Origin of the sequence: Shewanella aestuarii, assembly GCF_011765625.1 — a bacterium.
Taxonomy (GTDB): domain Bacteria; phylum Pseudomonadota; class Gammaproteobacteria; order Enterobacterales; family Shewanellaceae; genus Shewanella; species Shewanella aestuarii_A.
On record NZ_CP050313.1, the window covers coordinates 1,435,095 to 1,460,677 of the forward strand.

General features: G+C 41.8%; 20 protein-coding genes. 9 read left to right on the forward strand and 11 right to left on the reverse strand.

Going from position 1 to position 25,583, the window contains the following annotated elements:
• Positions 1-45: 45 nt before the first annotated feature.
• The 3 genes from HBH39_RS06540 to HBH39_RS06550 form a co-directional block, all read right to left on the reverse strand.
• Positions 46-2,688 (reverse strand): parallel beta-helix domain-containing protein, encoded by a 2,643-nt coding sequence (locus HBH39_RS06540; RefSeq protein WP_167676688.1) that lies wholly within the window; start codon positions 2,686-2,688, stop codon positions 46-48.
• Positions 2,689-2,908: 220 nt separating this feature from the next.
• A complete protein-coding gene (locus HBH39_RS06545; protein WP_167676690.1) occupies positions 2,909-3,976 on the reverse strand; it encodes a DUF3083 family protein in 1,068 nt (355 codons plus the stop codon).
• 166 nt (positions 3,977-4,142) lie between these two features.
• Complete coding sequence (locus tag HBH39_RS06550) at positions 4,143-4,793, reverse strand: arylesterase (RefSeq protein ID WP_167676692.1); 651 nt, start codon at positions 4,791-4,793, stop codon at positions 4,143-4,145.
• Between HBH39_RS06550 and HBH39_RS06555 the strand changes: the two genes are divergently transcribed.
• The 3 genes from HBH39_RS06555 (at position 4,759) to HBH39_RS06565 (ending at position 10,280) form a co-directional block, all read left to right on the forward strand.
• A complete protein-coding gene (locus HBH39_RS06555; protein WP_167676694.1) occupies positions 4,759-5,496 on the forward strand; it encodes an ABC transporter ATP-binding protein in 738 nt (245 codons plus the stop codon). The two genes, HBH39_RS06550 and HBH39_RS06555, sit on opposite strands and share 35 nt — an antisense overlap.
• Positions 5,496-7,979: an ABC transporter permease gene (locus tag HBH39_RS06560; protein ID WP_167676696.1), complete on the forward strand. Its 2,484-nt coding sequence runs from the start codon at positions 5,496-5,498 to the stop codon at positions 7,977-7,979. The genes HBH39_RS06555 and HBH39_RS06560 overlap by 1 nt, the downstream gene beginning before the upstream one ends.
• 297 nt (positions 7,980-8,276) lie before the next feature.
• Positions 8,277-10,280 carry a DNA topoisomerase III gene (locus HBH39_RS06565; protein WP_167676698.1) on the forward strand — a complete coding sequence of 668 codons (2,004 nt, stop codon included), beginning with the start codon at positions 8,277-8,279 and terminating at the stop codon, positions 10,278-10,280.
• A 360-nt stretch (positions 10,281-10,640) separates the two neighbouring features.
• Here HBH39_RS06565 and HBH39_RS06570 read toward each other — a convergent pair whose 3' ends face one another.
• The gene (locus HBH39_RS06570) at positions 10,641-11,930 is read right to left on the reverse strand and encodes an alpha/beta fold hydrolase (protein WP_167676700.1); all 1,290 of its coding nucleotides are present in this window, start codon (positions 11,928-11,930) and stop codon (positions 10,641-10,643) included.
• A 191-nt stretch (positions 11,931-12,121) separates the two neighbouring features.
• On the opposite strand from HBH39_RS06570, the gene HBH39_RS06575 reads away from it, so the two are divergent.
• From HBH39_RS06575 to HBH39_RS06600, 6 genes are all read left to right on the forward strand, one after another.
• Complete coding sequence (locus HBH39_RS06575; protein ID WP_167676702.1) at positions 12,122-12,766, forward strand: MBL fold metallo-hydrolase; 645 nt, start codon at positions 12,122-12,124, stop codon at positions 12,764-12,766.
• Between the two features lie 164 nt (positions 12,767-12,930).
• Positions 12,931-14,001 carry an XdhC family protein gene (locus HBH39_RS06580; RefSeq protein ID WP_167676704.1) on the forward strand — a complete coding sequence of 357 codons (1,071 nt, stop codon included), beginning with the start codon at positions 12,931-12,933 and terminating at the stop codon, positions 13,999-14,001.
• Complete coding sequence (locus HBH39_RS06585; RefSeq protein WP_167676705.1) at positions 14,001-14,675, forward strand: nucleotidyltransferase family protein; 675 nt, start codon at positions 14,001-14,003, stop codon at positions 14,673-14,675. The genes HBH39_RS06580 and HBH39_RS06585 overlap by 1 nt, the downstream gene beginning before the upstream one ends.
• A gap of 3 nt (positions 14,676-14,678) precedes the next feature.
• On the forward strand, positions 14,679-15,143 hold the full coding sequence (locus tag HBH39_RS06590) for a (2Fe-2S)-binding protein (RefSeq protein ID WP_167676707.1): 465 nt from the start codon (positions 14,679-14,681) through the stop codon (positions 15,141-15,143).
• 2 nt (positions 15,144-15,145) lie between these two features.
• Positions 15,146-17,389 (forward strand): xanthine dehydrogenase family protein molybdopterin-binding subunit, encoded by a 2,244-nt coding sequence (locus HBH39_RS06595; RefSeq protein WP_167676709.1) that lies wholly within the window; start codon positions 15,146-15,148, stop codon positions 17,387-17,389.
• Between the two features lie 202 nt (positions 17,390-17,591).
• The gene (locus tag HBH39_RS06600; protein ID WP_167676711.1) at positions 17,592-19,034 is read left to right on the forward strand and encodes a methyl-accepting chemotaxis protein; all 1,443 of its coding nucleotides are present in this window, start codon (positions 17,592-17,594) and stop codon (positions 19,032-19,034) included.
• An 80-nt stretch (positions 19,035-19,114) separates the two neighbouring features.
• Here the strand turns inward: HBH39_RS06600 and xthA are convergent, their stop codons facing one another.
• The 7 genes from xthA to trpCF all read right to left on the reverse strand — a co-directional run bounded on the left by xthA (position 19,115) and on the right by trpCF (position 25,576).
• Positions 19,115-19,924 carry an exodeoxyribonuclease III gene (gene xthA / locus HBH39_RS06605; RefSeq protein WP_167676713.1) on the reverse strand — a complete coding sequence of 270 codons (810 nt, stop codon included), beginning with the start codon at positions 19,922-19,924 and terminating at the stop codon, positions 19,115-19,117.
• Positions 19,924-20,223, reverse strand: a complete 300-nt coding sequence (locus HBH39_RS06610; RefSeq protein ID WP_167676715.1) for a YciI family protein — start codon at positions 20,221-20,223, stop codon at positions 19,924-19,926. The genes xthA and HBH39_RS06610 overlap by 1 nt, the downstream gene beginning before the upstream one ends.
• Before the next feature lie 60 nt (positions 20,224-20,283).
• Positions 20,284-20,832, reverse strand: coding sequence for a septation protein A (locus HBH39_RS06615; protein ID WP_167676716.1), 549 nt, complete (start codon positions 20,830-20,832; stop codon positions 20,284-20,286).
• A 255-nt stretch (positions 20,833-21,087) separates the two neighbouring features.
• Entirely contained in the window at positions 21,088-21,978 is an 891-nt protein-coding gene (locus HBH39_RS06620) for a hypothetical protein (protein ID WP_167676718.1), read from the reverse strand.
• Between the two features lie 97 nt (positions 21,979-22,075).
• Positions 22,076-22,885, reverse strand: a complete 810-nt coding sequence (gene trpA / locus HBH39_RS06625; protein ID WP_167676720.1) for a tryptophan synthase subunit alpha — start codon at positions 22,883-22,885, stop codon at positions 22,076-22,078.
• A complete protein-coding gene (trpB, locus tag HBH39_RS06630) occupies positions 22,878-24,083 on the reverse strand; it encodes a tryptophan synthase subunit beta (RefSeq protein WP_167676722.1) in 1,206 nt (401 codons plus the stop codon). Before trpB ends, trpA begins: the two co-directional genes overlap by 8 nt.
• 77 nt (positions 24,084-24,160) lie before the next feature.
• Positions 24,161-25,576: a bifunctional indole-3-glycerol-phosphate synthase TrpC/phosphoribosylanthranilate isomerase TrpF gene (gene trpCF / locus HBH39_RS06635; protein WP_244325753.1), complete on the reverse strand. Its 1,416-nt coding sequence runs from the start codon at positions 25,574-25,576 to the stop codon at positions 24,161-24,163.
• Positions 25,577-25,583 lie beyond the last annotated feature (7 nt).

Consider the following 25,583-nt stretch of genomic DNA (forward strand, 5'->3'; position numbering starts at 1 on the left):
GCTCACAGTTTTAACAACTCACAGTTTTAACAACGCACAGTTGGTTTACGAACAGCTTGCAGCTGGTAGACGTTTGATCCACTCGCTGATCAACTTCACACCTTCTGCATGAGACAGACTACGACCAATTTCAGGCATACGATCACCAGGCTCATTACTTTCCATGCGGAAATGTAATATCGACTCAGCGGCGTTACCTGGCACTATGTCATAACCTAAACTGCCACCACCATAAGCCACTGGTGATTTACAGGTGCCGTGCGAGAAACCTGCATCTTCATCATAGGCTCGCCAATACTCAAGTTTTAGACCGGTATTAGACGCATTGCCTTCAGGACGATGACAATGGGCACAGTTAATATCTAAATACCCTTTAGCTGTATCCATTAACTGGCTATCAGTGAGGCTAGCTACGTTAGCTTCGTCACCATCTTGATATTGTGGCACGCTATCGACTTCTGTTAATGCAGGCAGGCCTTGAAGTATGCCTGCGGCTTGCCATTTAGAGAGTTGATTCATGGTGCCATCGGCATAAGCGTAGTCACGATTTAAATGACGAGCCTTAGGCCCAATGGGTACAAATACTGCGTTGCTTTGCTCATCGGCTTTAAATTGGTGGCATTGCTTACATTGATTCATGCTTGGCACCACATAATCAAAGCCTAATTCTTCACCTTTGTGAGTAATAGTTTTGCCTTGAATTGCACCCGCTTTGGCAATAACCGCATCAGACTTATCAGCTTTCCATACATAAGGTAGCGCACTCCAACCTGTTGCACGATGAATGAGCAGACGAGTTTCTACTAAATCTTCATTTTCAAAGCCACGATTGTTGGTGTTTTGTGGTAGTGCAAAGGTTTTACTGATCACAGTCCCGACAGGGAAATCAAATGATTCGTTAACGCTGTAATCTGCTTTGGTGCCTTGTGGCACATAAACAAAACGATATTTTGTGGCATGATCGGTAAATAACGGCGTATTTAAATCGTAAGGTAAGCCACCAGAATTAGGAGCGGTTGTTGGGTTTTTCATATCTGCAAATAAATTGTAATCAGACAATTTAGGGCAGTTAGCTTTTAGTAATGCATCCCAGTTAACATTGTTACCTTCAGCCACACACAAGCTAACATCACCATCGCCGACTAAACCGCCTTCACCTTCACCAATAGTGCCGCCGCCACCAATTAAAGTGCCTCCATCACAGCCCTCGGTCGCATCATCAACTCCACAGCCGAAAATTTCTTCGCCAAAGGTAACGGTATGCACTGGCAAACTCACCTGTGAGCAGGATAATAAATCGGTTTGCGGGTTTTGATATAAAGTATCAGGAATATTCATGTCGGTATTAGAATTGGCAAACAAACGTCCAACACTGACCTCGCCATTATTTTGAATACATACGTTGTCACTGCCATCATCAGCAAAAGGCAGTTCTTGGAGTCCTAAGTATGCTGCGGTGCCATTGTTGGATAACATTTCACCTAAGCCATCATATAAGATCCCTGGCATGGCACCATGAGTTAAAAAGTACGCTTTAATAATATCTTCGATGATATAGCCTTTAGGCTTTTTGCCGTAATCGGTTATCACGTTGTCATGAATATGAATATTACGTGGCGTTGGTCGCCAGCCATCAGCAATGGCTTGGCCGGGTTGACCATAGTTGCCGACAAAGCTGCTGATATCGGGTTCTGCAATAAAGAAGCTCGATATGGTTAAGCCCACGGTGTCATGATTGGTGATCTCGTTATTGAATATTTCAACATCATCAGTGGATAACACAATGATCCCAGTACCAGGTGGCACAATATGGACGCCAGCTGGGTTAGATGAGGCATTAGCAAAGTTTAAGGTGTTGTTGTCATAAACCTTGTTATTAAAAATACGAACGCTTGAACCGTAGCGGTGGTTATTAATAGGTAAATCGAATACTAAAATACCACCTGTGTTTCCCATGGCTTCGTTATCATACACATCGGCATATTTAGAGTTTTCAATTTCAATACCGGCTACGTTTTCTTTGGCAATGTTTCGGCGCACCACAATGTATTGTGATTGGCCCACGTAAATTCCAGCATCGGCACTACCCCGTACGTAGGTGTCCTCAATTAAAATGTTTTCACATTCAACAGGATATAAACCATAAGCCCCGTTATCTTGGTCAAGTACACCATCCCAAACCGTGGCTAAACGACGTAAGATGATGCCGTTGGTATTTTTAAGTTTGATACCGTTATTTTTGGCTTCATTAACCGATAAGTCTTGAATAATGATGTTGATAGCATTTTGAACAAAAATCCCATCACCAGAGTTGGCTTCTGAAAAGTCTAAAATGGTCTCGTCTTTACCATACCCCATAATGGTGACATTTTTGGCAAACGTCCCATCACCATCTACATCACCATCAAATAACAAGGTTGATTGAATTTTAAAGTTACCTTTGGGTAATACAATCACATCCCCTGATTGAGCATTAATTAATGCTTCTTGAATGCTGATGGTGAGATTGTCGCCAGCTTCAACCATAATGGCGCCTTCAGGAAAGCTTGGACCGGGTTCCGGTATGACGACAGGGGGAGTGGTGGTTTCTGATTTGGTATCGTTATCTGAACCACATGCTGCAAGGCTTAATGCCACTGCGGATGCGACTAATGTTGGCATTAGCCAAGGCATTTTCTTGTTGAACATAGCATCTCCTGCTTTTTATTATTTATTGTTGTTGGTTTTATCATTTTTAAGCTGCACGATTGAGCGCGCACCATTCAACATGCCTTGAAAGCAGATTGTTAATCAATGTGAAATCTGGCCACATTTGATTAACATTTGTGTTTTGAAGGCTATAAATAACAACGGCAACCGAGGTTGCCGTTTGAAACAGGTTTTTAAGCTATTGAATTAAATTAATAATTTATATTTTATAACTTAAGTGCTGGTGGAAGCGGATAACCATATCAATATGTTCTTCATCGATATCAAAATCTTTAGTAAATGCACGTAAGGCGTCTTCTACTTGATTCATAAAGCGGCCGAATCCTTCATCATTTTCATCACTTTTTGAAGCGACAATAACAAAACGAAGTACATCGGCAATTTTGCTGTCATCCCAATGTAAAATTGGCGCTGGCGCTTCAGCATTAGGATCGAACCCGACCATTTGAAACTCATTGGTGCTTTCAAGTTTTTCATATTTACTGTTGCGAACCAATGGCACCTTGTTATTTGCTACCATTGCCACACGTAGTAATTGGCGCGCTTTGGTTGCGGCAATAAATTTGTCAGCGACGTTTTGATAGTTTTCACTAAAGTTAGTAGAGTTTGATGCAAGTAATTGATTTTTAATGCGGCGTCCAACAGGTAAGTTTACGGTCACATAGTTAAGTGCGCTAACGTTTTCCGGTAAATTACATTCACGGCGTTTATAGCGGTTGTCTACTTTACGGAGTTTGTAGCCGTAAGTTTCTTTATTGCCCTTACTTTTAGCAAAAAAGTCATATGAAATATGCTGATGATCGCGCACCTTCATCGTGAGGTCTTTTATGGGTAACAAAGGCTTAATTTCGGCAATAAACTTTTGCACATGACTGTGGAACAGAGCTGAGTGACTGCGAATTTCAGTTCCAGTAGCTAAAAAAACTACTTTAAGTTTTTTGGCTCTATAACCGGCAATGGTATGTAAACGGTTTGCTTCATGATGCGCAGGGTTATAGAAAAAGCGTAACTGCTCTTCAGTTGGTAAACAGTAAGCTTCGTTATGAAAACGCACCATGGGGAGTTTATCACTGGCAACAACATGGACATTAAACAGATCATTTTTCTCTGCTACTTGATAAGCCAACTTACTAAACTCAAGATAGCAAGTTTCCAAATCAGCATAGGCGGCTAAAAACTCATCCGTTAACGGGAAGCCAACTGTAATATATTGATTTTTTCTAGTTGTAGTTGGTAAATATACTTTCTTTTGACGACTGACGGACATAGGGTTTCCTTAAAGTCATGATTGAGTTTAGACAATGGTACAATGTGTACATTTAAATCTTGTTAACCATTATAGTGATAAGGTTATAGTAAGCGAGAAACCTTAAAATAATATGACTATATCTTGATTTTTGTCATGATTTTCACTGATTTTTGTTGGCCTTGTGTTACTTAAGCGCGTTTGTGATCCAGGGCAACATCCACTGCGTAATTTTAGGCTGGGCATCAACATTGGGATGGATGCCATCTCGTTGCATTAATTCAGGATTAGGGGCAATTTCTTGCATAAAAAATGGAATTAGCGCCAGATTATATTCTTTTGCTAATTGCTTATAGACGTCATTGAACATTTTGCTGTAACGCGGCCCGTAATTAGGTGGAACCATAATTTCTGTTAGCAGTACTTTGGCGCCAGCTTGCTGTGACAGCTCAATGATTTTTGTAAGATTTAATTTCAATTGTGCTGGTGTAAAACCGCGTAAGCCGTCATTACCACCTAGTTCAATTACCACTAGGTCAAATTGGCTAGAGTTAAGTAAATCAGGCAGTCTGCGCAATCCACCGGCCGTGGTTTCACCACTAACAGAACCATTGATAATGTCATGTTGAGGCAGTTCATTACGTAACAATTGAACCCAACCTTGTTCTTCCTCCATGCCATAGCCAGCACTTAAGCTATCACCTAAGATCAAAATCGTGGCAGCATAGCTGGTACTACTGAATATAAATAATATTAAAAACGCAGCAGTGATGCGCTTTAACGATAATGTAAAGAAGGATCCTATGTCGACTAATTTTGCAACAGACTCTAGTGCCATAAAAGTAACTAACCTCATAAAAACTGTGGTAACTCAAGAAGGAGAGCTTACTATCCTCAAGGGCATTAACATGGATGTCAAGCAGGGTGATAGTGTGGCGATACTTGGGCCATCGGGTTCAGGAAAATCTACCTTGCTTGGGTTACTTGCTGCGTTAGATACGCCATCATCCGGCGAGATTTTATTAGCTGGTTCTGCGTTATCAGGCTTAAACGAAGAACAAAAAGCCGCGTTGCGCAAGCAAAAAGTCAGCTTTATTTTTCAGTCTTTTATGTTGGTTGACACTCTAACAGCACTTGAAAACGTGATGTTACCTGCTGAGCTGGCAGGTATTAAAGATGCTAAACAAAAAGCACAAACTATGCTTGAACGAGTCGGTTTGGCACATCGTTTAACGCATTTACCTAAGCAGTTATCGGGTGGAGAGCAGCAACGCGTGGCCATTGCCAGAGCGTTTATATGCGAGCCCAAAGTTCTGTTTGCTGACGAGCCAACGGGAAACTTAGACAGCGCCAATGGCGATAAAATTGCCGATATGTTGTTTGCGTTGAATCAGGAAAGCGATACAACTTTAGTGCTAGTCACCCACGATTTACAATTGGCAAAACGATGTAAACGTCAATTTATCATGGACAATGGCCAGTTGACTGAAAATGCCAGCCAAGATCCTTCAGCGGAACAACTCACTGAGGAGGCATGTTAATGGAATGGCAATTAGCTTGGCGATTATTTAAGCGCGAGTTAGTTCAAGGTCAGTTGCTGCTTATCGTTCTGGCAATCACTTTAGCGGTATTATCGGTCAGTGGCTTGGCCAGAGTCAGTGAACGTTTACAAGTTGCCATTAATGGTGAGGCTGCTACCTTCATTGCCGCTGATCGCATTATTAACTCACCGGTTGAGCTAGACCCGCAAGTGCTGGCTATTGCCGATGAGACAGGTTTGCAACGTGTGACTAATATGCAATTTAACTCCATGGTTTATGCTGGAGACAAATTCCAATTAGTGACCATAAAGGCGGTAGCGGATGGTTATCCACTTAAAGGTAAGGTTGAACTTTCGACAGGGGAAACCTCGTCATTACCGCAAACTGGAGAGGCATGGTATGAAAATCGTTTAGGCGGTTTACTTGGCTATCCGTCAAGCATTGAACTGGGTAATAGTGAGTTATCACTTACTGCAGAAATCAGCCGTTTACCTGACGGTGGATTTAATCCATTTGCTTCTGCGCCAGTATTGCTGATGCGACTTGATGATGTGGCTGCTACTGGCATTATTCAGCCAGGTAGCCGAGTAAGTTACATTTATCAGTTTGTTGGCGAGGCCAGTGCATTAGCTGAGTTTGAAGCCCAAGCCAAACCACTTTTAAATAACAGTCAACGTTGGGTTGATGTGCAATCTGGTGATTCACCTATTGCCTCAGCGGTTAAACGCGCCGAGCGCTTTTTACTGCTTGCCAGTTTGTTAGGTATTGCACTGGCGTGTGCAGCTATCGGTATTGCTGCGCAGCGATATTGCCAACGGCATTATGATGTTGTTGCCATGCTTAAAACCTTTGGTGCATCCGCTAAACAAATTCGGTTGTTGTTTGGCCTGCATTTATTGTTAGTGACTTTGTTTGGTATTGCCTTAGGTTTGATTGGTGGTGTGTTATTAGATTTAGCCATTAATCAGTATTTACCTGCAGAAATAGCTGCTTATTCTCCCCCTTATTTCCGCCCAATAATGTTAGGCGTAGCAACTGGCTTAATCAGTGCATTTATGTTTTCAGCATATCCATTGATGCGCTTGTTAGCGATACCGCCACTGCGTGTATTACAGCGTCAATTAGAAGGTCTGCAGCTGGGGATGTGGTTACACTTGCTGTTAAGCCTTGGAGCCATGGCGTTATTAGGATACTTGTATTCTCGAAGCATTCAACTAACCATGACCGTGGTATTAACTGTGATGTTGCTAGGTGTGCTGCTGAGTCTATTGGGTTTTTTCATGATCCGCATGGGCCACAGCGTTGGTATGAAAACCACCAACCCCTTACAATTAGCCTTAGCTGGACTTCGCCGCCGAGCACGTCAAAATGCGGTGCAGTTGGTTGGCTTTAGCAGTGCATTAGTTTTGTTATTAACAATCTTGGCACTTAGACAAGATTTACTCAATGAATGGCAAAAGCAACTCCCTGAAAATGCGCCTAATTACTTTTTAGTTAATATTGCGCCAGAAGATGCCTCACCACTGCAACAATTTTTAGAGTCTAACCGCATTCAAGCAACAGATATTTACCCTGTTATTCGTGGTAGGTTGACGCATATTAATGATGAAGAGCTAATTTCTGGTGAGCAAGAACGTGCCGGTGTTGAAGGCCGAGTGGGTATTTCCCGTGAGTTAAATTTAACTTACCGCGATACCTTACCGCCAAACAACCCAATTACTTTGGGCACCTTTAACCAAGCGGATGACGAAGTATCGATTGAATCAGGTGTGGCGGAACGTTTAGGGTTAGCGCTTAACGATACGCTCACTTTTAATATCGATAATCAGTCCATTACCGTTAAAATGACCAGCGTACGGCAAGTGCAGTGGGAAACCCTACAGCCTAACTTTTTTATGATTTTTAGGCCAAAAGCTCTTGAGGGGTTTAATTACACTTCAATGGCCAGTTTTCATCTTAATGATGCAAAATTAAAAGCGGCCGGTAGCGAGTTAACCGCCAATGCGGTTGTGCTGCAATTGATCCAACAATTTCCAACCATTTCAGTCATTGATGTCGGGGCAATGGTTGAGCAATTAAGGCAAATTATTGATCAAGTGTCGTTATCGTTGACCTTAGTACTTGCATTGGTGTTATTAGCCAGTGCGTTAGTCTTGATAGCTCAAACTGAAGCCGGTATGGCAACAAGGCAACGAGAGCTAGCAGTATTGCGCACCTTTGGGGCTTCAGGGTGGTTACTGCGTTCAGCCACAGGGTTAGAGTTTGCTTTACTTGGCGCAATCTCTGGATTGCTGGCAGTGATTGTCGCTGAATTTGCTTTATACATGCTCAAAACCCAAGTGTTTGAGTTAGTGGTATATATGCATTGGCCTTGGTGGGCAATTGCACCATTATCAGGCGCATTGGTTGTCGCTGTACTGGGAATGTGGCGCTGTCGTCAGTTGCTGAATCAATCATGCAGTGAGTTATTAAAAGCAGGTTGATCATGAGTTTGCTGGTTAAAAGGAGAAGCTAACCCTTCTCCTTTTTTATGTGCTTAATGCTTGATTATTGTGGAGGTGATAGACCTTTAGCTTAATGGTTATAGACATAAGTGGCATTTATACAGTGACTATTTCGATTAAAAATAATAGCTATGAATCAAGGAAATGTCTGTTTAAGGTATTGCGCATAGATAAGATCGACATTTAAACCTAAAGAATACTTGTCGCCAGCAAAACTTGTAAATCCGAATAAGCTAAGCTATTTTACTGTTAATTTATACAGTATCTTGGTGTTTAATGAACTTATACATAGCAGAAAAACCCAGCTTGGGGCGCGCCATTGCCGATGTGTTACCAAAACCACATAAAAAAGGTGATGGATTTATCACTGCGGCAAATGGCGATTGCGTCTCTTGGTGTATAGGACATTTACTTGAACAGGCCGAACCCGATGCTTACGACACGGCTTATAAGTCATGGAAATTAGAACACTTGCCCATTGTTCCTCAAACATGGCAGCTTAAACCTAAAGCCAAAACACGCAGTCAACTCACCGTGCTACGTAAATTGGTCAAAGACGCTAAGCAAATTATTAATGCTGGCGATCCAGATAGAGAAGGGCAGCTCTTGGTGGATGAAGTGATTAGTTACCTTGGGGTGAAAGGCAGCAAACTCGATAGTGTTCAGCGGCTTTTAATCAGCGACTTAAACCCACAAGCCGTGAAACGTGCCCTAGGCCAAATGAGAAGTAACCGTGAGTTTATTCCACTTTCAACTTCAGCATTAGCCCGAAGCCGAGCAGATTGGCTTTATGGGATGAACATGACCCGCGCTTATACAATTCAAGGTAAAAAAGTGGGTTATAAAGGGGTATTATCGGTTGGTCGAGTGCAAACTCCCTTGTTAGGGTTAGTAGTGCGTAGAGATGAAGAAATTGCTCATTTTCAGCCCAAACCTTTTTATGAGGTTTTAGCGCATTTAGCCACCGAACAACAGCAAACTTTTAGTGCCAAATGGCAACCAAGCAAAGCCTGTGAGCCATACATGGATGAAGACGGTCGAGTTCTTGCCAAAGGGTTGGCGCAAAATGTGGTATCACGCATTAATGATAAACCCGCTATTGTGACTAAGCTTGAAGCCAAAGATAAACGTCAAAATCCACCATTACCTTATAGTTTATCGGCATTACAAATAGATGCTGCAAAACGCTTTGGTTTTAGCGCAAAAGCAGTGCTAGATATTTGTCAAAGCTTGTATGAAAAACATAAGCTTATTACCTATCCTCGTTCCGATAGTCGTCATTTACCTGTGGAACAACATCAATTTGCTACCAGCGTGATCAAAGCCGTATTACAAAACGCAAGTAGTTTAATTGACGGAGCAGGGCAGCCTGATGCTCAACGAAAATCAAAGGCGTGGGATGACAGTCAAGTGGATGCTCACCATGCGATTATTCCTACTGAAAAAACGGCTAATTTAGCGAGTTTATCCAATGATGAAAGCAAGCTTTATCAGCATATAGCCAGACAGTATTTAGCCCAATTTTACCCTGCTTATCTCTATGCAGAAACCCAAGTCGAAGTGACCATCGAAGGTGGACTGTTTAAAACCAAAGCCAGACAAGATAAACATTTGGGGTGGAAGGCACTATTTACTTCAAATTCCAAAGCCGCAGAGTCAGATGATGAACAGCACTTACAATCATTACCGCCATTAACCCAAGGTCAAAGTTTGCATTGCCAGCGCGGAGAGTTAGTTGAAAAAACAACCCAGCCGCCAAAACATTTTACCGATGCTACCTTGTTAGGGGCCATGACAGGCATTAGTCGATATGTGGCAGATCCTGAGATTAAAAAGATTTTAAAAGACACTGACGGTATAGGTACGGAAGCAACACGTGCCGGTATTATTGAACTGCTGTTTAAACGAGGTTATTTACAACGGCAAGGAAAATCCATTTTAGCCACAGAGGTAGGTAAAGGTTTAGTGAATAGTTTACCGTTAAGCGCTACCACCCCTGATATGACAGCATTGTGGGAAAACAGTTTAGATGCGATTAGCCACAAAAGATTAAAATACCAAGCGTTTATGCAACCATTAACCGAGCAGCTAACTCAGCTTATCATTCAAGCTGCTAGTCAATTACCTTCTGCATTGCAGGGATTAAAAGGTAAAGGTAATCCGGCTTTTAAAGCCAAATCAAATTATAAAAAAGCCTATTCAAAATCAGCCAAGATAGGCTCAAAAACCAAAGCTGGAACAAAAGTTAAATCTACCACTCAATTTAAACACAACAGCTAAAACCGAGTATCAGATTGATATGTATTTGAAACAACAATCGTAGTGAGTAAGGTAGGTGATATTACATTGATCAATAACAGATCATTCTGGCTTGTGAAAATAGCTGATAACAGCGTTCTATTTTTGAATAACGGCTGATCGAAAATCTGTCTTGTTATCTGGCTTTTTCATTACGCTATCTCTGTTTACTTATTTACAGTGATTGTTATTAGATGAGAGCTAAGAGCAAAAATGCAGGTAAAAAAAAGGTAAGTCATTAGACTTACCTGCACGGAAACAAACTTAAGGTAACAAATTGGTTGTTACAAATGAGTGTAGAACGGATTTGATATTACTGATTGATACTTAAGCGAAACTGAATTAGCGTAAACATTGACCTCGATTAAGCTGAATGAGTTTATCTAATATATACTCACCATCCATGCGAATACCATTATGTTCATATTCAGAGGTAAGCCAGTATTTTAAATTGGCCACCTGTTTAGTTGTTTCAAGGCTATATTGCATTTCTACAAACATGTCTTCGCTGTAAATTGCGGCAGCAACGGGCACTGTGTTATTAGCAAGTTGCTCAAGATTATAAAGTTGCGGCCAATCTTTTTTAGCCGCTAACAAATCGGCTGCGGCGGCAAGCGGTTTTAGTTGCTCAAATTGAGTAAACATCCACGGGTAAATCATTTCACCGGTAAATAATAACGGCTTGTTAACTTTATAGTGAAACTGTGGATATTGGTCTCTTACCCTATGGGCAGACCATTTTGAAGCATTTTGCTGGCAGTAAATTGACTCATGCAATAGCGCAAAAATGGGGTTAGTGTTGTAATCTAAAAATTGGCTAAATTGATGTAAAAAAAGTGGATTAACTTCAACACCTTGGGCAGTTTCAATTAATGCTTGTTCAATAAGATAATATACGGCTTCAGGGCCTTGCTCCATGCCAAGGTTGATGCCAAGTAATTGCAGCATTTCAACGGTTAATTGCTCGCCTGTGGCTAAATAGACTTTATTGTCATAGAGGTATTTTGCAAGATCATCGGCAAGTTTTCTGGCATCCGTAAAACGAGCAAAAAAATCATTGTTTTTAGCCATGACTCGTAAATAAGTTGCCTGATACACATCATCAGCATTGCGAGTTAATGATGGCAAACCACCTGTGATATAAGCTTCTTTAATGCCTTGCGGCGCGGCAGACAAATAATGTAATACACAAAAACCGCCAAAGCTTTGGCCTAAAATCGTCCATGGCTCATCGTTACATAGTTTAGTGCGGATTAGCTCTGCATCACGGATGATATTATCGGCACGAAAATGACAGAGGTATTCAGCCTGTTGGCTGGCACTTAAATGACTTAATGCAATACTATTAATCGGTGTTGATAATCCAGTGCCACGTTGGTCAAGCAGTAACACACGATATTCTTGCAGTGCCCGCTTTATCCAACCTGAATTAGCAATAGGTCTTGCAGCGCCAAAACCCGGTCCACCCTGAAAAAATACCAAGTAAGGTAAGGCTTTATGCTGGTTTTCAATGCTAACAATTTCACGCGCAAATAGGGTAATTTGCTGGCTGGGACTTTGTTGATAATCAAGAGGAACTGAAAAATAATGTTTGCGTGCTTTAATACCGGCTAATGTTTGTTCGACTTTCATGCCTAACCTTAAACTATTGGAATTTATATCTAAATCAAGCCTAGCACATTCTAAATAATCTCAATATCACAATTATGGATGCCGGGTTTTAACGGTTAAATGTAAAAACTCAATAAATCGGTATCAAGATCAATTTTGGATGGTTAGAATTAGATAATAATGTCAGGACTGTAACCTTTAAGAGACTTTCTATGAAATATCAAATCATTCCCGTAACACCGTTTCAGCAAAATTGTAGTGTGATTTGGTGTGAAAAGACCTTAAAAGCCGCTGTTGTCGACCCAGGTGGAGACATTGACCGCATTATATCGGAAGTTGAAAAGCTTGGTTTAGCAGTAGAAAAGGTATTGCTAACACATGGTCATATTGATCATGTTGGTGGCGCACAACATTTGGCTACGCGTTTAAATGTGCCGATTATTGGGCCACATATTGCCGATAAATTTTGGTTAGAAAACTTAGCCAAGCAAAGCCAAAACTTTGGTTTTCCATTGGTGAATGCTTTTGAGCCACAACAATATCTTAATGATGGTGATAAGGTTACTGTTGGTGAACAATCCCTTGATGTCGTGCATTGTCCCGGACATACCCCAGGGCACGTGGTATTTTTCTCAGCGGTCAGCAAACTTGCTTGGGTAGGGGATGTATTATTTAGAAGCTCAATTGGTCGAACTGATTTTCCGCAATCAAATCATCAAGATTTAATTCAATCTATTACTCAAAAACTCTGGCCGTTAGGCAGCAATGTTAGCTTTATTCCGGGTCATGGCCCTATGTCGACATTTGCAGAAGAGCGTGAGCATAATCCTTTTGTGGCCGATCAACTGCTAGGTTAAGTTTTTCGTTTCAGATATTGCGGTTTAGTATTTTGGGGGAAGAACAGTTCTTCCCCTTTGTTTTATCGATTGTATTCACAAATTGAAACGCTTTGTTGCTATTAATCTTTGGCCCAGTCTGTTAGCTTAATTTACTCATTTATTATCTAAGCCACGGATGTCTTATGCGCCAACACCTTGTTGATTTATTAGATGTTTGGCAAGCTGATTATCAAGATGATTGGGTTGTCGCCGTTCTTACACATGTCCAAGGCTCATCGTACCGCAAACCCGGTGCCATCATGCTATTTCACCCTTTGGGCAAAACCCTTGGCATGTTAAGCGGTGGCTGTCTTGAGGCCGATTTACGCCGTCATGCACAGCGGGCAATTCAAACACAGCAAGTGATACAGTTAACCTATGATGCCACCGATGAATCCGATACCAGCTACCAATTAGGCTGCGGCGGTATTGTTAATATAATGATGTTAGCGGTCAATTCGGCTAATCAGTATTTGGGGTTACAACAACTTTATTTTGATTTACAAAGCGGTAAAAAAGGCCAATATCAGCTCGATATTGCTCAAGATGGTTCACCTTGTTCTTCGGTAACTGGGTTATGGCAAACTGATGAGGTTATTTCTGCCATTGACGTAGACCATGAGTCACAAACAGCGACTCACTCAGTAAGCCCAACTGCCATCAAAACTCAAATTATGCCGATCACTGATGCCGATTATCCGCATAAACATAGGATAATTATTCCGGTTAGTCCTCCCATTCATATTGGTATTTTTGGTGGCGGTTTAGATGCTCAACCTTTGGCTCAAATTGCCCATAATTTGGGATGGAAGATTAGTGTATTTGATGAGCGTACCGCTTATGCCCGAAGTTATGATTTTCCTCATTGTACCGTATATAAAATGCCGGTAGATAAAGTGGCACATGAGCTGTTAGCTTCACTTAATGGCGCGTTTATTATGAATCATAATCTAAATTTAGATGCCAAAACCTTGAGGGTTTTGGTCTCGCAACCATTAGGTTACATCGCTTTATTAGGTCCCGCTCACAGGCGTGATAAAGTGCTCGAGTTAGCACAGCTTGTTGCAGATGATTTTAATGGCTACTTTTCAGCACCGGCCGGAATCGCCTTAGGCGGTGAATTGCCCAGTTCGGTTGCGTTGAGTATGTTAGCCCAATGTCATGGGGTATTGCACCAAAGCAAATTACTCAGTCTTGATAAGGTGATGTTGTAGTGCCAGAGTTGGTTACCATGACTAAAAAACTGGTCTGCGTGATATTAGCAGCGGGGGCAAGTCGGCGTTTTAACGGGGTAAAACAATTAGCCCAATTAACCGAATCGCAATATTTACTGGCTCAAACCATTTCGCAATTGAACCTTACAATTCAACATTACGTAGAAAAAGTGCCGTTAAATGATATTGAGTTTGTGGCATCAGCCGTCGTGCTGGGGGCGAATCAATCGCAAATTGCAAAGCAATTAGTATCAAGCCCAAAAGAGCTGCTAACCATGGTAGATATAATAGATAATCCCAATTGGGCGCAGGGATTATCAAGCTCGATTCATCGAGCCGTTGATTTTGCAATGTTGCATCAAGCAGATGGGTTATTAATCGCGCTTGGGGATCAAGTGGCCATAACTGCGTTAGACTTTACCCAATTGATCCAGCAATGGGACCGCACTCGGCAAACAACCTGCGCTTTTTATCAACAGGACATTGGAGTGCCGGCTATCTTTTTAGCTGATGATTTTGACGCCTTACGAGAGTTAGACGGTGATAATGGTGCTAAAAAAGTATTAAAACAAAGACAAAATGCCAATAGCTTAACTCAAGTCGAGTTAACTCATGCGGCAATTGATATTGATACGCCTGCCGATTTAAGTTGGTGGTTGGCTAACAAGGAGTAAGTGATGACAAACCCGAAACAAACACTTTTAGTTAATGGTAAAAATTTTACCTTAGATGCTGACCCCAATATGCCTGTGTTATGGGCAATACGAGATATTATTGGCTTAACGGGTACCAAATATGGCTGTGGCTCTGGTTTATGCGGTGCCTGTACTATCCATGTTGATGGTGTGCCAATGCGAGGTTGTTTAACTAGCTTAAAACAAGTCGCGGGTAAAAATGTTACCACTATTGAAGGGGTTGCAGCCGATAGCCTAAAAGCAAAATGGGCGGAACATAACGTTCCGCAATGTGGTTACTGCCAAGCGGGGCAAATTATGTCAGCTGCAGCATTATTAACTAAAACGCCTAACCCGAGTGACACGCAAATCGATGAAGCTATGTCGGGCAATATCTGTCGTTGTGGTACTTATCCACGCATTAAAGCGGCGATAAAAGCGACTGTCGCTGATACGGCGGAGGTGTGATCATGACAACATTTACCGCAATAGAAAATATTAGCCGTCGTGATGTATTGAAGCTTTTTGGTGCCGCAGGTGGTGGTTTAGCATTAAGTGCGACAGGACTTGCATGGAGTCCAATGGCTCTTGCTCAAGACAAACAAGCCTTGATGAACTTGTTTATTGCCATAGGTGAAGACGACAAGGTGTACTTAACTTGTCATCGTTCTGAAATGGGGCAAGGGATCCGAACCGGTATTCCACAAGTGTTGGCTGATGAGTTAGAAGCTGATTGGGACAAAATTGTGGTGGTGCAAGGCTTAGGTGATAAGCGTTATGGTGACCAAAATACTGATGGCAGTCGCAGTATTCGCAAGCAGTACTACAAAATGCGCCAGATGGGTGCCATGGCCAGAACCATGTTAGAGCAAGCTGCCGCAGATAAATGGCAAGTGCCGATATCTGAAGTGTATGCCAAAGCTAATAAAGTACATCATAAAGGTTCGGCAAAAAACTTCACCTTTGGTGAACTTGCTCTGGCAGCGGCCAAGGTTGTCACCCCTGATGTTGCCAGTATCAAATTTAAAGCCGATAGCGATTTTAACTTTATTGGTAAGCCTAAAACCATTGTTGATATGGATGACATGCTTAGCGGAAAAGCCATGTATGGTTACGATATTAAAGTGGACGGTATGGTGTATGCCAGCATTACACGCCCACCAGTATTAGGCAGTGACGTAGCCAGTTTTGATGATAGTGACGCCCGTAAAGTTGCTGGGGTAATTGATGTCATTCAATTGCCAGTACCACAAGGTGCGCCATTATTTAAAGCTTTAGGTGGCTTAGCGGTTATTGCCACCAATACGTGGAGCGCCGTACAAGGCCGTAAAGCATTAAAAATCACTTGGACAAAATCGGTAAATGATAGCCACGATACCGAACAGTACATGGCAGAGCTCGTGGAAAAAGTGAAGCAACCCGGCAAAGTGATGCGTCAATTAGGCGAGAGTGTAACCGATTGGCCGCAAGCATCCACAATTAATGCAGTTTATAGTGTGCCTTATCTAGCCCATGCCATGATGGAGCCGCCAGTGGCTACTGCAAATGTAACGGCGCAAGGTTGTGAGATATGGGCATCAACTCAAACACCTCAAAGTACCCAACAAAATGTGGCAGCTGTACTTGGTTTGAGTGAAGATAAAGTTAAAGTCAATGTGACTTTACTCGGTGGTGGCTTTGGGCGTAAGTCTAAGCCTGATTTTAGCGTAGAAGCTGCGATGTTGTCGCAACGATTAAATAAACCTGTGAAAGTATCATGGACGCGAGAAGATGATATTCAGCATGGTTATTACCATGCAATTAGTGCCCAATTTTACCAGGCAAAACTCGATGCGAATAACCAACCACAAGCCTTATTAGCTCGAACGGGTTTTCCCTCCATTAGTTCCACTTTTGCTGAAGGTGTTGATACTCCATCAGCTGGTGAGCTAGATTTAGGGTTCTCTGATGTACCATTAGCCCTGGGGCAAATTCAATTAGAAGCCGTTAAAGCTAAAGCGCATACCCGCATTGGTTGGTTGCGTTCTGTATGCAATATTCAACATGCATTTGGTATTGGCAGTTTTGTTGATGAACTGGCGGTTAAAGCAGGTAAGCCCTGCATTGCAATGTGGCGACAATTGTTAGGGGAAGCAAGGCAAGAAACCTTTGCTGATCAAGGGTTCAAATACGGTAATTACGGTGAAACCTTGGCTGATCATCCGGTCGATGTCGGTCGTTATCATCACTTGCTCGATGTTATCGAACAACGATTATCTGAGCAGCCTAACGTGGCCGCTAACCAAGGTTGGGGTTTTGCTATTCATCGCAGCTTTACAAGCTATGTTGCTGTTGCAACCTTGGTTGATGTAACTGACGGTAAGTTAAAAGTGCTTAAAACGATCAGTGCTATTGATGCCGGGCTGGTGGTTAATCCTGACCGATTAAAATCGCAAACGGAAGGGGCGATTATTTTTGGTTTAAGTTTAGCCATGATGGGGGAAATTAGCTTTAAAGAAGGCAAGGTGGAACAAGCCAATTTTCACGATTATCCTGTATTACGCTTACCGCAAAGCCCTGATATTGAGGTGATTCATATTGAGTCAACTGCCAATCCGGCTGGGGTTGGCGAGCCAGGTGTGCCTCCTGTAGCGCCAAGCCTAACTAATGCGATATTTGCTGCGACAGGCAAGCGTTACCGAGATTTACCGCTTAATCGTGTATTAAGGGTATAAAGTATGTGATATCCCTGGCAAAACGGTAAAATTTCTTTAAAGAAAACCACGGTTTAAGCCGATGATTAAATAAGTCTATGTGTTGGGGTCAACATGCAGGCTTATTTTCGTTTTATAACAAAAAAAGCAGATAAAATAATTCACTCAAACTATTATTGACTGAGATATCTGTCGGTCACATTTGAATTACTAGGAAAACTTTATGAAGCAGATCCAGTTTCGAAAAATCGATGCAATGCTGATCAAGCTGACATTAAACGGTAAGTTTTGGCTTATATGTTCATTGGTTTCAATTATCACCCTCACCATCGCATTACTAAATCAACAGCAAAATCAAAAACTAATAGAAGCAGGCTCAATGGCAAAAGCGACAGCAACCATAGAAGCTTATGCCCAAGTGGCAATAAACCAAGATTTATCGGGTGAGTCGCTGCGAAATTTTGCTCAGCAGCACCAGTTGTCTGTGTCAGATCTAGCGACCTCAAGCCGCAAAGGTGACAACTTAACGGTATCATCATCGGTTAATGGCCAGTTTTTAACCTTGGATCAAAATGTGGCTAATTGGGAACAATCTCAGTCAGATAACCGTTTATTTTGGTATGCGTTAATCGGTTTGTTGCCCTTATTCCAATTGTGTTATTGGATTTCTACCTCCCTTGGTGGTGGTTTATGGGATATGTATGTAGCAATTAAGCGTCTTGCTGATGGCAATTTAACCCAACGCCTTAATTTTTTTGGTACTGATGACTTTAGTTTGATTGCCAAAGAAATCGACCGTTGTGCTGATAATATGAGCGAAATGGTCAGAGCCATTGGCGATAATGCCAATACCTTATCAATGGCGGCCACCACTTTTGGACAGCAAGCCAGCACAAATGATGAACTGATTAAGCAGCAGCATCATTATTTAGATTCGGTATCTCATTCGATGGAGCAAATGACCGCGGCAATTTCTGATGTATCACATCATGCTTCAGCCACTTCAGAACACACCAAAGAAAACGCACAACAAGTAAATGACAGCCGTAAGAAAATTAAAGATGCTGAAACTCGTATTGCTTTCTTAACATCGCGTATTTCAGAAGCTTTTGCTTCGGTTGAACAGTTATCAAAAGATGCAACCCAAATTAATGCCGTGGTAACAACCATTAATGCAATTTCAGAACAAACGAATCTGTTAGCGCTTAATGCGGCAATTGAAGCGGCAAGGGCTGGAGAACAAGGGCGTGGTTTTGCTGTGGTTGCCGATGAAGTTCGTACATTAGCAGGGCGTACTCAGCAAGCCACAGTTGAAATTCAAGCCATGATTGAAGGCTTACAAAAAGGTTCAACCAAGCTGACCCAAATTACAACCGAGATTGTTGAGCAGGCCGATGAAGGTAGTGCGAGTATTAGTGCAGTAGGCGTTGATGTTACTCATATGGCAGATTCTATTAATGCCGTATTTGATATGAGTAGCCAAATAGCGGCCTCTGCCGAAGAGCAAAGTGTCGCTTCTGCTGACATAGTGTCACAAATTAATGAAGTTAGAGGTCAGTCTGATACCATTTTAGACAATGCTAGCCAAGCATTGACCATTGCCAATGATTTAAATACCTCTTCAAAAGGATTAAGCCAGATATTGAGCCAATATAAAATCGCTTGATGCAAGTTTGTGTTGAATGGGGATTTGTAAAAAAGGGCTTAACACTTATCGTGTTAAGCCTTTTTATCAAGCGGATTTTGTTATTCGCTAAACGTTGACCAGATAGGCGCGTGATCTGAAGGCTTTTCGATACCGCGTAGATCATAATCTACATCCGATTCGATAACTCTTGCGGCTAACGACTGGGTCGCTAAAATCACATCAATACGTAGACCTCGGTTGTCATCAAAGCCTTTGCTACGATAATCAAACCATGAGTAACGCGCTTCACGGGTTGGATGTAAATGACGAAAACTGTCAATAAATCCCCAATCTGTTAAGCGGGCTAACCATTCACGCTCTTCAGGTTGAAAACTGCATTTACCCGTTTTTAGCCAGCGTTTAGCGTTCACTTCACCAATGCCAATATCTAAATCAATGGGCGAAATATTAATATCACCAATAATCGCGATATCTTCATCAGGATGATGATGCATTTCAAGATGGCTCATCAAATCTTGATAAAACTTGCGCTTAGCAGGGTATTTGGTTTCATGGTGGATACTTTCGCCTTGCGGGAAGTAACCATTAATGACTGTGAGCAATCGACCATTAGCTTGTTCAAACTGGCCAATGATTAAACGGCGCTGGGCATCGTCTGCATCAGTATCAAAACCTTTGCACACCTTGACCGGTTCTACTTTTGATAGCAGGGCAACGCCATAATGGGCCTTGCCACCATGAAAATGGACCTTGTACCCCATGGCTACAACATCGGCGACCGGAAAAGCTTCGTCATGCACTTTGGTTTCTTGTAAGCCAATAATGTCTGGCTGGTGGCTATCAATTAATGCTTGTAATTGATGAAGCCTAGCTCTTAGTCCATTAATGTTGAATGAAACAATCTTCATTAAGGTAAAACTCGTTTGAACGGCTTAACGATAACACTCTTATAAACGCCTGCACCGATATAGGGATCAACATCTGCCCATGCTTGTGCTTCTTCTAATGAAGGGAAATCTGCCACCACTAATGAGCCAGTAAACCCTGCTTCACCTGGATTTTCATTATCAATTGCTGGGTGCGGCCCGGCTGTTAGTAAACGACCTTCGTCGGCTAGTGCTTGTAAACGTGCTAAATGCTCAGCACGAACTGATAAACGTTTTTCTAGACTATTTTCAACATCTTGAGATGAAATCATATACCACATAATGAATGGCTCCGTAGCGAGTTTTATTGAATAATTGTATATAAAAATACTAGGTTTAAATTATTGGTTGTTATCTTCTAACGGTGGATTTTTCATGTTTTTAAACAGATAAATTACCGTTACTACTGTATTTAATAAGGTTAGCGCTGTTAGGCCAAACACCTTGAAGTTGACCCATGTTTCTAGGGGTAAACTAAATGCCACATAGATATTGACGATACCGCACACAATAAAAAAGCTGACCCAATACCAAGTCACATATGCCCAGTGCTTGTCTGCAACATCCATTTCTTTACCTAGCATACTTTTTAGCACAGGCTTACCAATAAGCTGACTAACGGCAAGAGCAAGAGCAAATAAACCATAAACAATGGTGACTTTCCATTTGATAAAGGCATCATCATGGAAAAACAAAGTCAAGGCACCAAAAACAGTCACCATAGCAAAGGTGATGAGATGCATTTTTTCAACTTGTTTATACAGTATATAAGTGACGATAAGTTGAATGGCGGTGGCCACAATTAATGCGCCAGTTGCGGTATAAATATCGACAAATTTATAGACCGCAAAAAAGATAACTAAAGGTAAAAAGTCGAGCAGTTGTTTCATGTTTAATGTGATCCGTTAGTAAATCGCAAGGTCCATTCGCATTAAAAATTAGGCCCGAGTGTAGCATGTATCCACATATGCCGAGAACCCTTGGAGCGCCTTAAACACGCTTTTATGATTAACAATTATTCATCGCAGAATTTTTTGTTAGTGTCTTAACATTAGTTTTGTATTCAATGCTTTTAAGCTGATTGAAGTAAATGAGTTTTAATACCAAATATCAGTAAACTATTGGTTAGTGACACCCTGGTTGTTTTACATAATTACCGTTAACCATAGTGATGTCTCATTCAGGATTTCTGCACTTTGGGGCGATAAAAGTGGATTAGCAATTTCATATTCTTGCCGGTTAAATAAGTTTGATTTTGTAATCATATTTTTGTTAATTGGGTTATTGAAAAAATGATCATCAAAACTGCCGTCACTAATCGCGACCCTTAAGCCAAACTCGATTCGTTCTGCGAGCAGATGATTTTGCTTATTAACAAAAAAGTATATTGGAGCAGGATAATGCAGTAATAAATTTTGCTCTAGTTCAACATCCTCTCTGAGAGTTAATTCATGCCATGGCTCGTTTAGTGTTCGTGGGAAATAATCAAATCGATTTTTTGCTAACATAGCAAGTAGATTTTGATCAGCACCTGGCACAACGTTAAATCCATTAAGTCTGAGGATCTCAACATCAGGCCAGTCTTTGCCTTGGCCTATAGTGATTTTTTTGAATGATGCTAGGGTGTCTATCTCATCGAATTTACCCTGTTCTCCTTTTCGAATAATGCCAATGCGATAGCCCATCAAACCTTTTAATAGTGGTATATAGATAGCTTTGAGTTGGTTTTCTCGCTCTATGGATGTCATGGTCCAAACAATATCAATGTGTTTATTTTGTTCGACCAACTTGATGGTTCTACCCTGAGGCATTTCGAGAGGAACTGGGGTTAGCTTATAAGCACCATATTTAGGTTCGCTTTTTTTTAATACTAAATCGAGCAGTGCAATATAGTAATTTTGTTTAGGATCGATAAATTGTTCTGAAAAGTTATATCTAACTTCAGTGATTAGCGGATCTTGTTGCGCGTATAGGCGAGGGCACAAAGCCAGCAAGCTTAATGACAAAAGTAACAAGATAATCAGTTTCTTTGACATAGTTCCTTGTCTGTTTTTTCCTTTTCACCAGAGTATAGCAGGCAATAAAAAAGGAGCCGTATAAAGCTCCAATTTAATTTTTATGACATTAAGGGATTTAGTAATGCGTGGCTGCTTTCATCGCTTGAGTAAATTCAGCCAGTTTAGTTAATAATGTTGCTTCATCATGTTGATGTGTTTCGATAATTTTGACCACAGCAGAGCCTGAAATGGCGCCAGCTGCCCCGGCTTTAATCGCTTCACTTACCTGAGATGGCTCAGCAATACCAAAGCCCAATAATGGTGGGGGGGCATCAAATTGTGCTAATTTTGCAAGGATTTCCTCAACCGGTGTGCCCGCTTTAGATTCTGTGCCTGTCACCCCAGCGCGTGATAATAAATACGTATAACCTTCACCAGACTTGCTCACTTGTTTTAAGGTGTCGCTATCAGCATTTGGCGGCGCAATGAAAATAGGCGCGATACCATGCCTTTTGGCAGCTTCAGTAAAAGGGCTTGACTCTTCAACGGGGACGTCTGCAATTAATACTGAATCAACGCCAGCGGCCTTCGCTTTGTTATAAAACTCATCAATGCCATTGGCAAAAACTAAGTTTGCGTAAAGTAATAAACCTATGGGTAATTCAGGATACATAGCACGAACTTGAGTGAGCAACTCAAAGCAATCATCTGGGGTGGTTCCAGCTGCTAATGAACGTAAGTTTGCACCTTGAATAACTGGGCCATCGGCGAGTGGGTCTGAAAATGGAAACCCTAGCTCCAATGCATCAGCACCATTATCTACTAAGGTTTTGATGATATTTAACGATATTTGTGGACTTGGGTCACCTAAGGTAACAAAGGGAACAAAGGCACCTTGTTGTTTAGCTTTTAGGGCGGCAAAGGCTGCCTGATATCGATTACTCATTGCCGCTCTCCTGTTGCTTGGCAGTTAAAATGTCAGATACGGTAAAGATATCTTTATCGCCACGTCCTGAAAGATTGACGACTAAAATGGTTTCTTTGGTGGCTTGTTTAGCCAGTTTAACTGCATATGCAATTGCATGAGCAGACTCAAGTGCAGGAATAATTCCTTCAGTACGGGCCAACAGTTGGAACATTTCTAGCGCTTCATCATCGGTCGCGGATTCATATCGAGCACGACCAATGGCATTTAAGTGTGCATGTTGTGGGCCAACTGATGGAAAATCTAGCCCTGCAGATACTGAATATGACTCTTCAATTTGGCCATGGGTATCTTGCATTAATGGCGCTTTCATACCAAAGAAAATACCGGTTTTACCGTGTTTTAGTGGCGCGCCATGCATAGGGGTATCGATGCCTTTACCCGCAGGTTCAACACCTATCAGCTCAACGGATTCATCATCAATAAAATCAGCAAACATGCCTATAGCGTTTGAGCCTCCGCCAACACAGGCAATAACGGCATCTGGCAAGCGACCTTCTTTTTCAAGAATTTGTTTTTTGGTTTCTTCACCAATCATGCGTTGAAACTCACGCACTATGGTTGGAAATGGATGAGGGCCCGCTGCGGTACCGAGTAAGTAGTGAGCTTTATCATAACTGGCTGACCAGTCACGCATGGCTTCATTACAGGCATCTTTTAAGGTTGATGAGCCAGAAGTGACAGGAATAACCTCGGCGCCCATTAACTTCATTCGGAATACGTTTGGTGATTGACGTTCTACGTCTTTTGCACCCATGTAAACTTTACATTTTAAGTCGAGTAAGGCACAAGCTAGTGCCGTAGCTACCCCATGTTGGCCCGCGCCGGTTTCTGCAATGATTTCTTTTTTACCCATACGTTTGGCAAGTAAGGCTTGGCCTAACACTTGGTTGGTTTTATGGGCGCCGCCATGTAATAAATCTTCACGCTTTAAGTAAATTTTTACTAATGGGTTAGGGCTTAAATTACGTGTTAGGGTCAGCGCCGTAGGACGACCTGCGTAGTTTTTGAGCAAGTCGGTAAATTCGGCTTGAAACTCAGGGTCTTGCTGAGCGTCTACAAATGCACTTTCAAGCTGTTTTAAAGCTGGAACAAGGATTTGTGGTACATACATACCACCGTATTCTCCGAAATAAGGGTTAAGCTTGAGCTCTGCCATAATAGTATCCTAAAGTTAAATCGATAATACTTTCAACACACTCACTGCGTGATACAACAAGTGCAAAATAGGGGGCGTTAGTTTTTTCTTAACTCATTAAAAACTGCCGTTAACTTTTGTTGATCTTTGATGCCTGGGGATGATTCAACTCCCGAATTAAAGTCCAACCCGTAAAATCCTTGTTGGCTGGCTTCATAAGCATTGTTGGCCGCTAAACCGCCTGCCAATATGGCTTTTGATTTATCATCTATGGCTTGCCAATTAAAACGCTCGCCTGTCCCACCAAATTGGCTGCCACTTTTGCTGTCGTATAAGTAGCGCTTTACACCCGTTGGCTTATTGGCTACTTTTCCGGTTTGGTTATCAACCGCAATGGCTTTCCAAATTTGACAATTAATTGCTTCATCATTGAAACATTGATTGAGGGCTGCAATTTCTAATTCGGTTTCATCGCCATGTAATTGCACTGCAAACAGACGAAGGTTTTTAGCTGCGATAACAATCTCGTTAAGTTCTGCATTAACAAAGACACCTACCATGTTCAAACCAATTTGTTGGCTTTTCATGCTGGTCACTATTTCTGTTGCCGCTTCAAGGGTGATAGCGCGTGGTGATTTAGGGTAAAAAATAAGCCCACCAAATACGGCGCCTGATTTTGCAACAGCTTGCACATCATCAATATTGGTCAAACCGCACACTTTATTGTTGCCAAATAACAATTGGCGACAGGCTAGATCAATGTCATCCTGCGCCATAATTGAGCTGCCTACTAAGTATCCGTCTACCAATGGATTTAAACGGCGGATTTGATCATGGGTATAAATACCTGACTCGCTGATCACCACGCGATCGGCAGGAATATGCGGTGCTAATACTTCTGTTGTGGCTAAATCCGTTGATAAGTCCCGTAAATTACGGTTGTTAATACCAATAATTGGCGCATTAAGATCAATTGCCCGTTGTAATTCTGCTTCGTTGCTTACCTCGGTGAGCGTATCAAGCTGATATTTAGCCGCCTCTGCGGCCAGTAAACGATACTGATCATCATCTAATACCGACAACATGAGTAATACCGCGTCTGCGCCTTGGTGGGCAGCCAGCTTGACTTGGTATGGGTCAACAAAAAAATCTTTACATAAAATAGGTTGAGTGACCCGAGATCGTACCAAAGGTATGTAATTCATATCGCCCTGAAAAAACTGCTCGTCGGTTAATACTGAAATCCCAGCAGCGTATTTTGCATAGATATCTGCAATGGCTTCGACATCAAATACCGGACGAATTAATCCTTTTGATGGGCTCGCTTTTTTACATTCAAAAATATACTGCGCATTGGGCTGCTTTAAAGCGGCAAATAAACTGCGGTCAGATATTTTCGGTTGTAAGTCCGCCTCAGGAAAGCGCTGTTTTAGCGCGGCAATATGGGCTACTTTGGTGTCGACAATACGGGTTAACACATTCGATTCTTTTGCACCCTGATCAGTGATATTCATTTGAGAT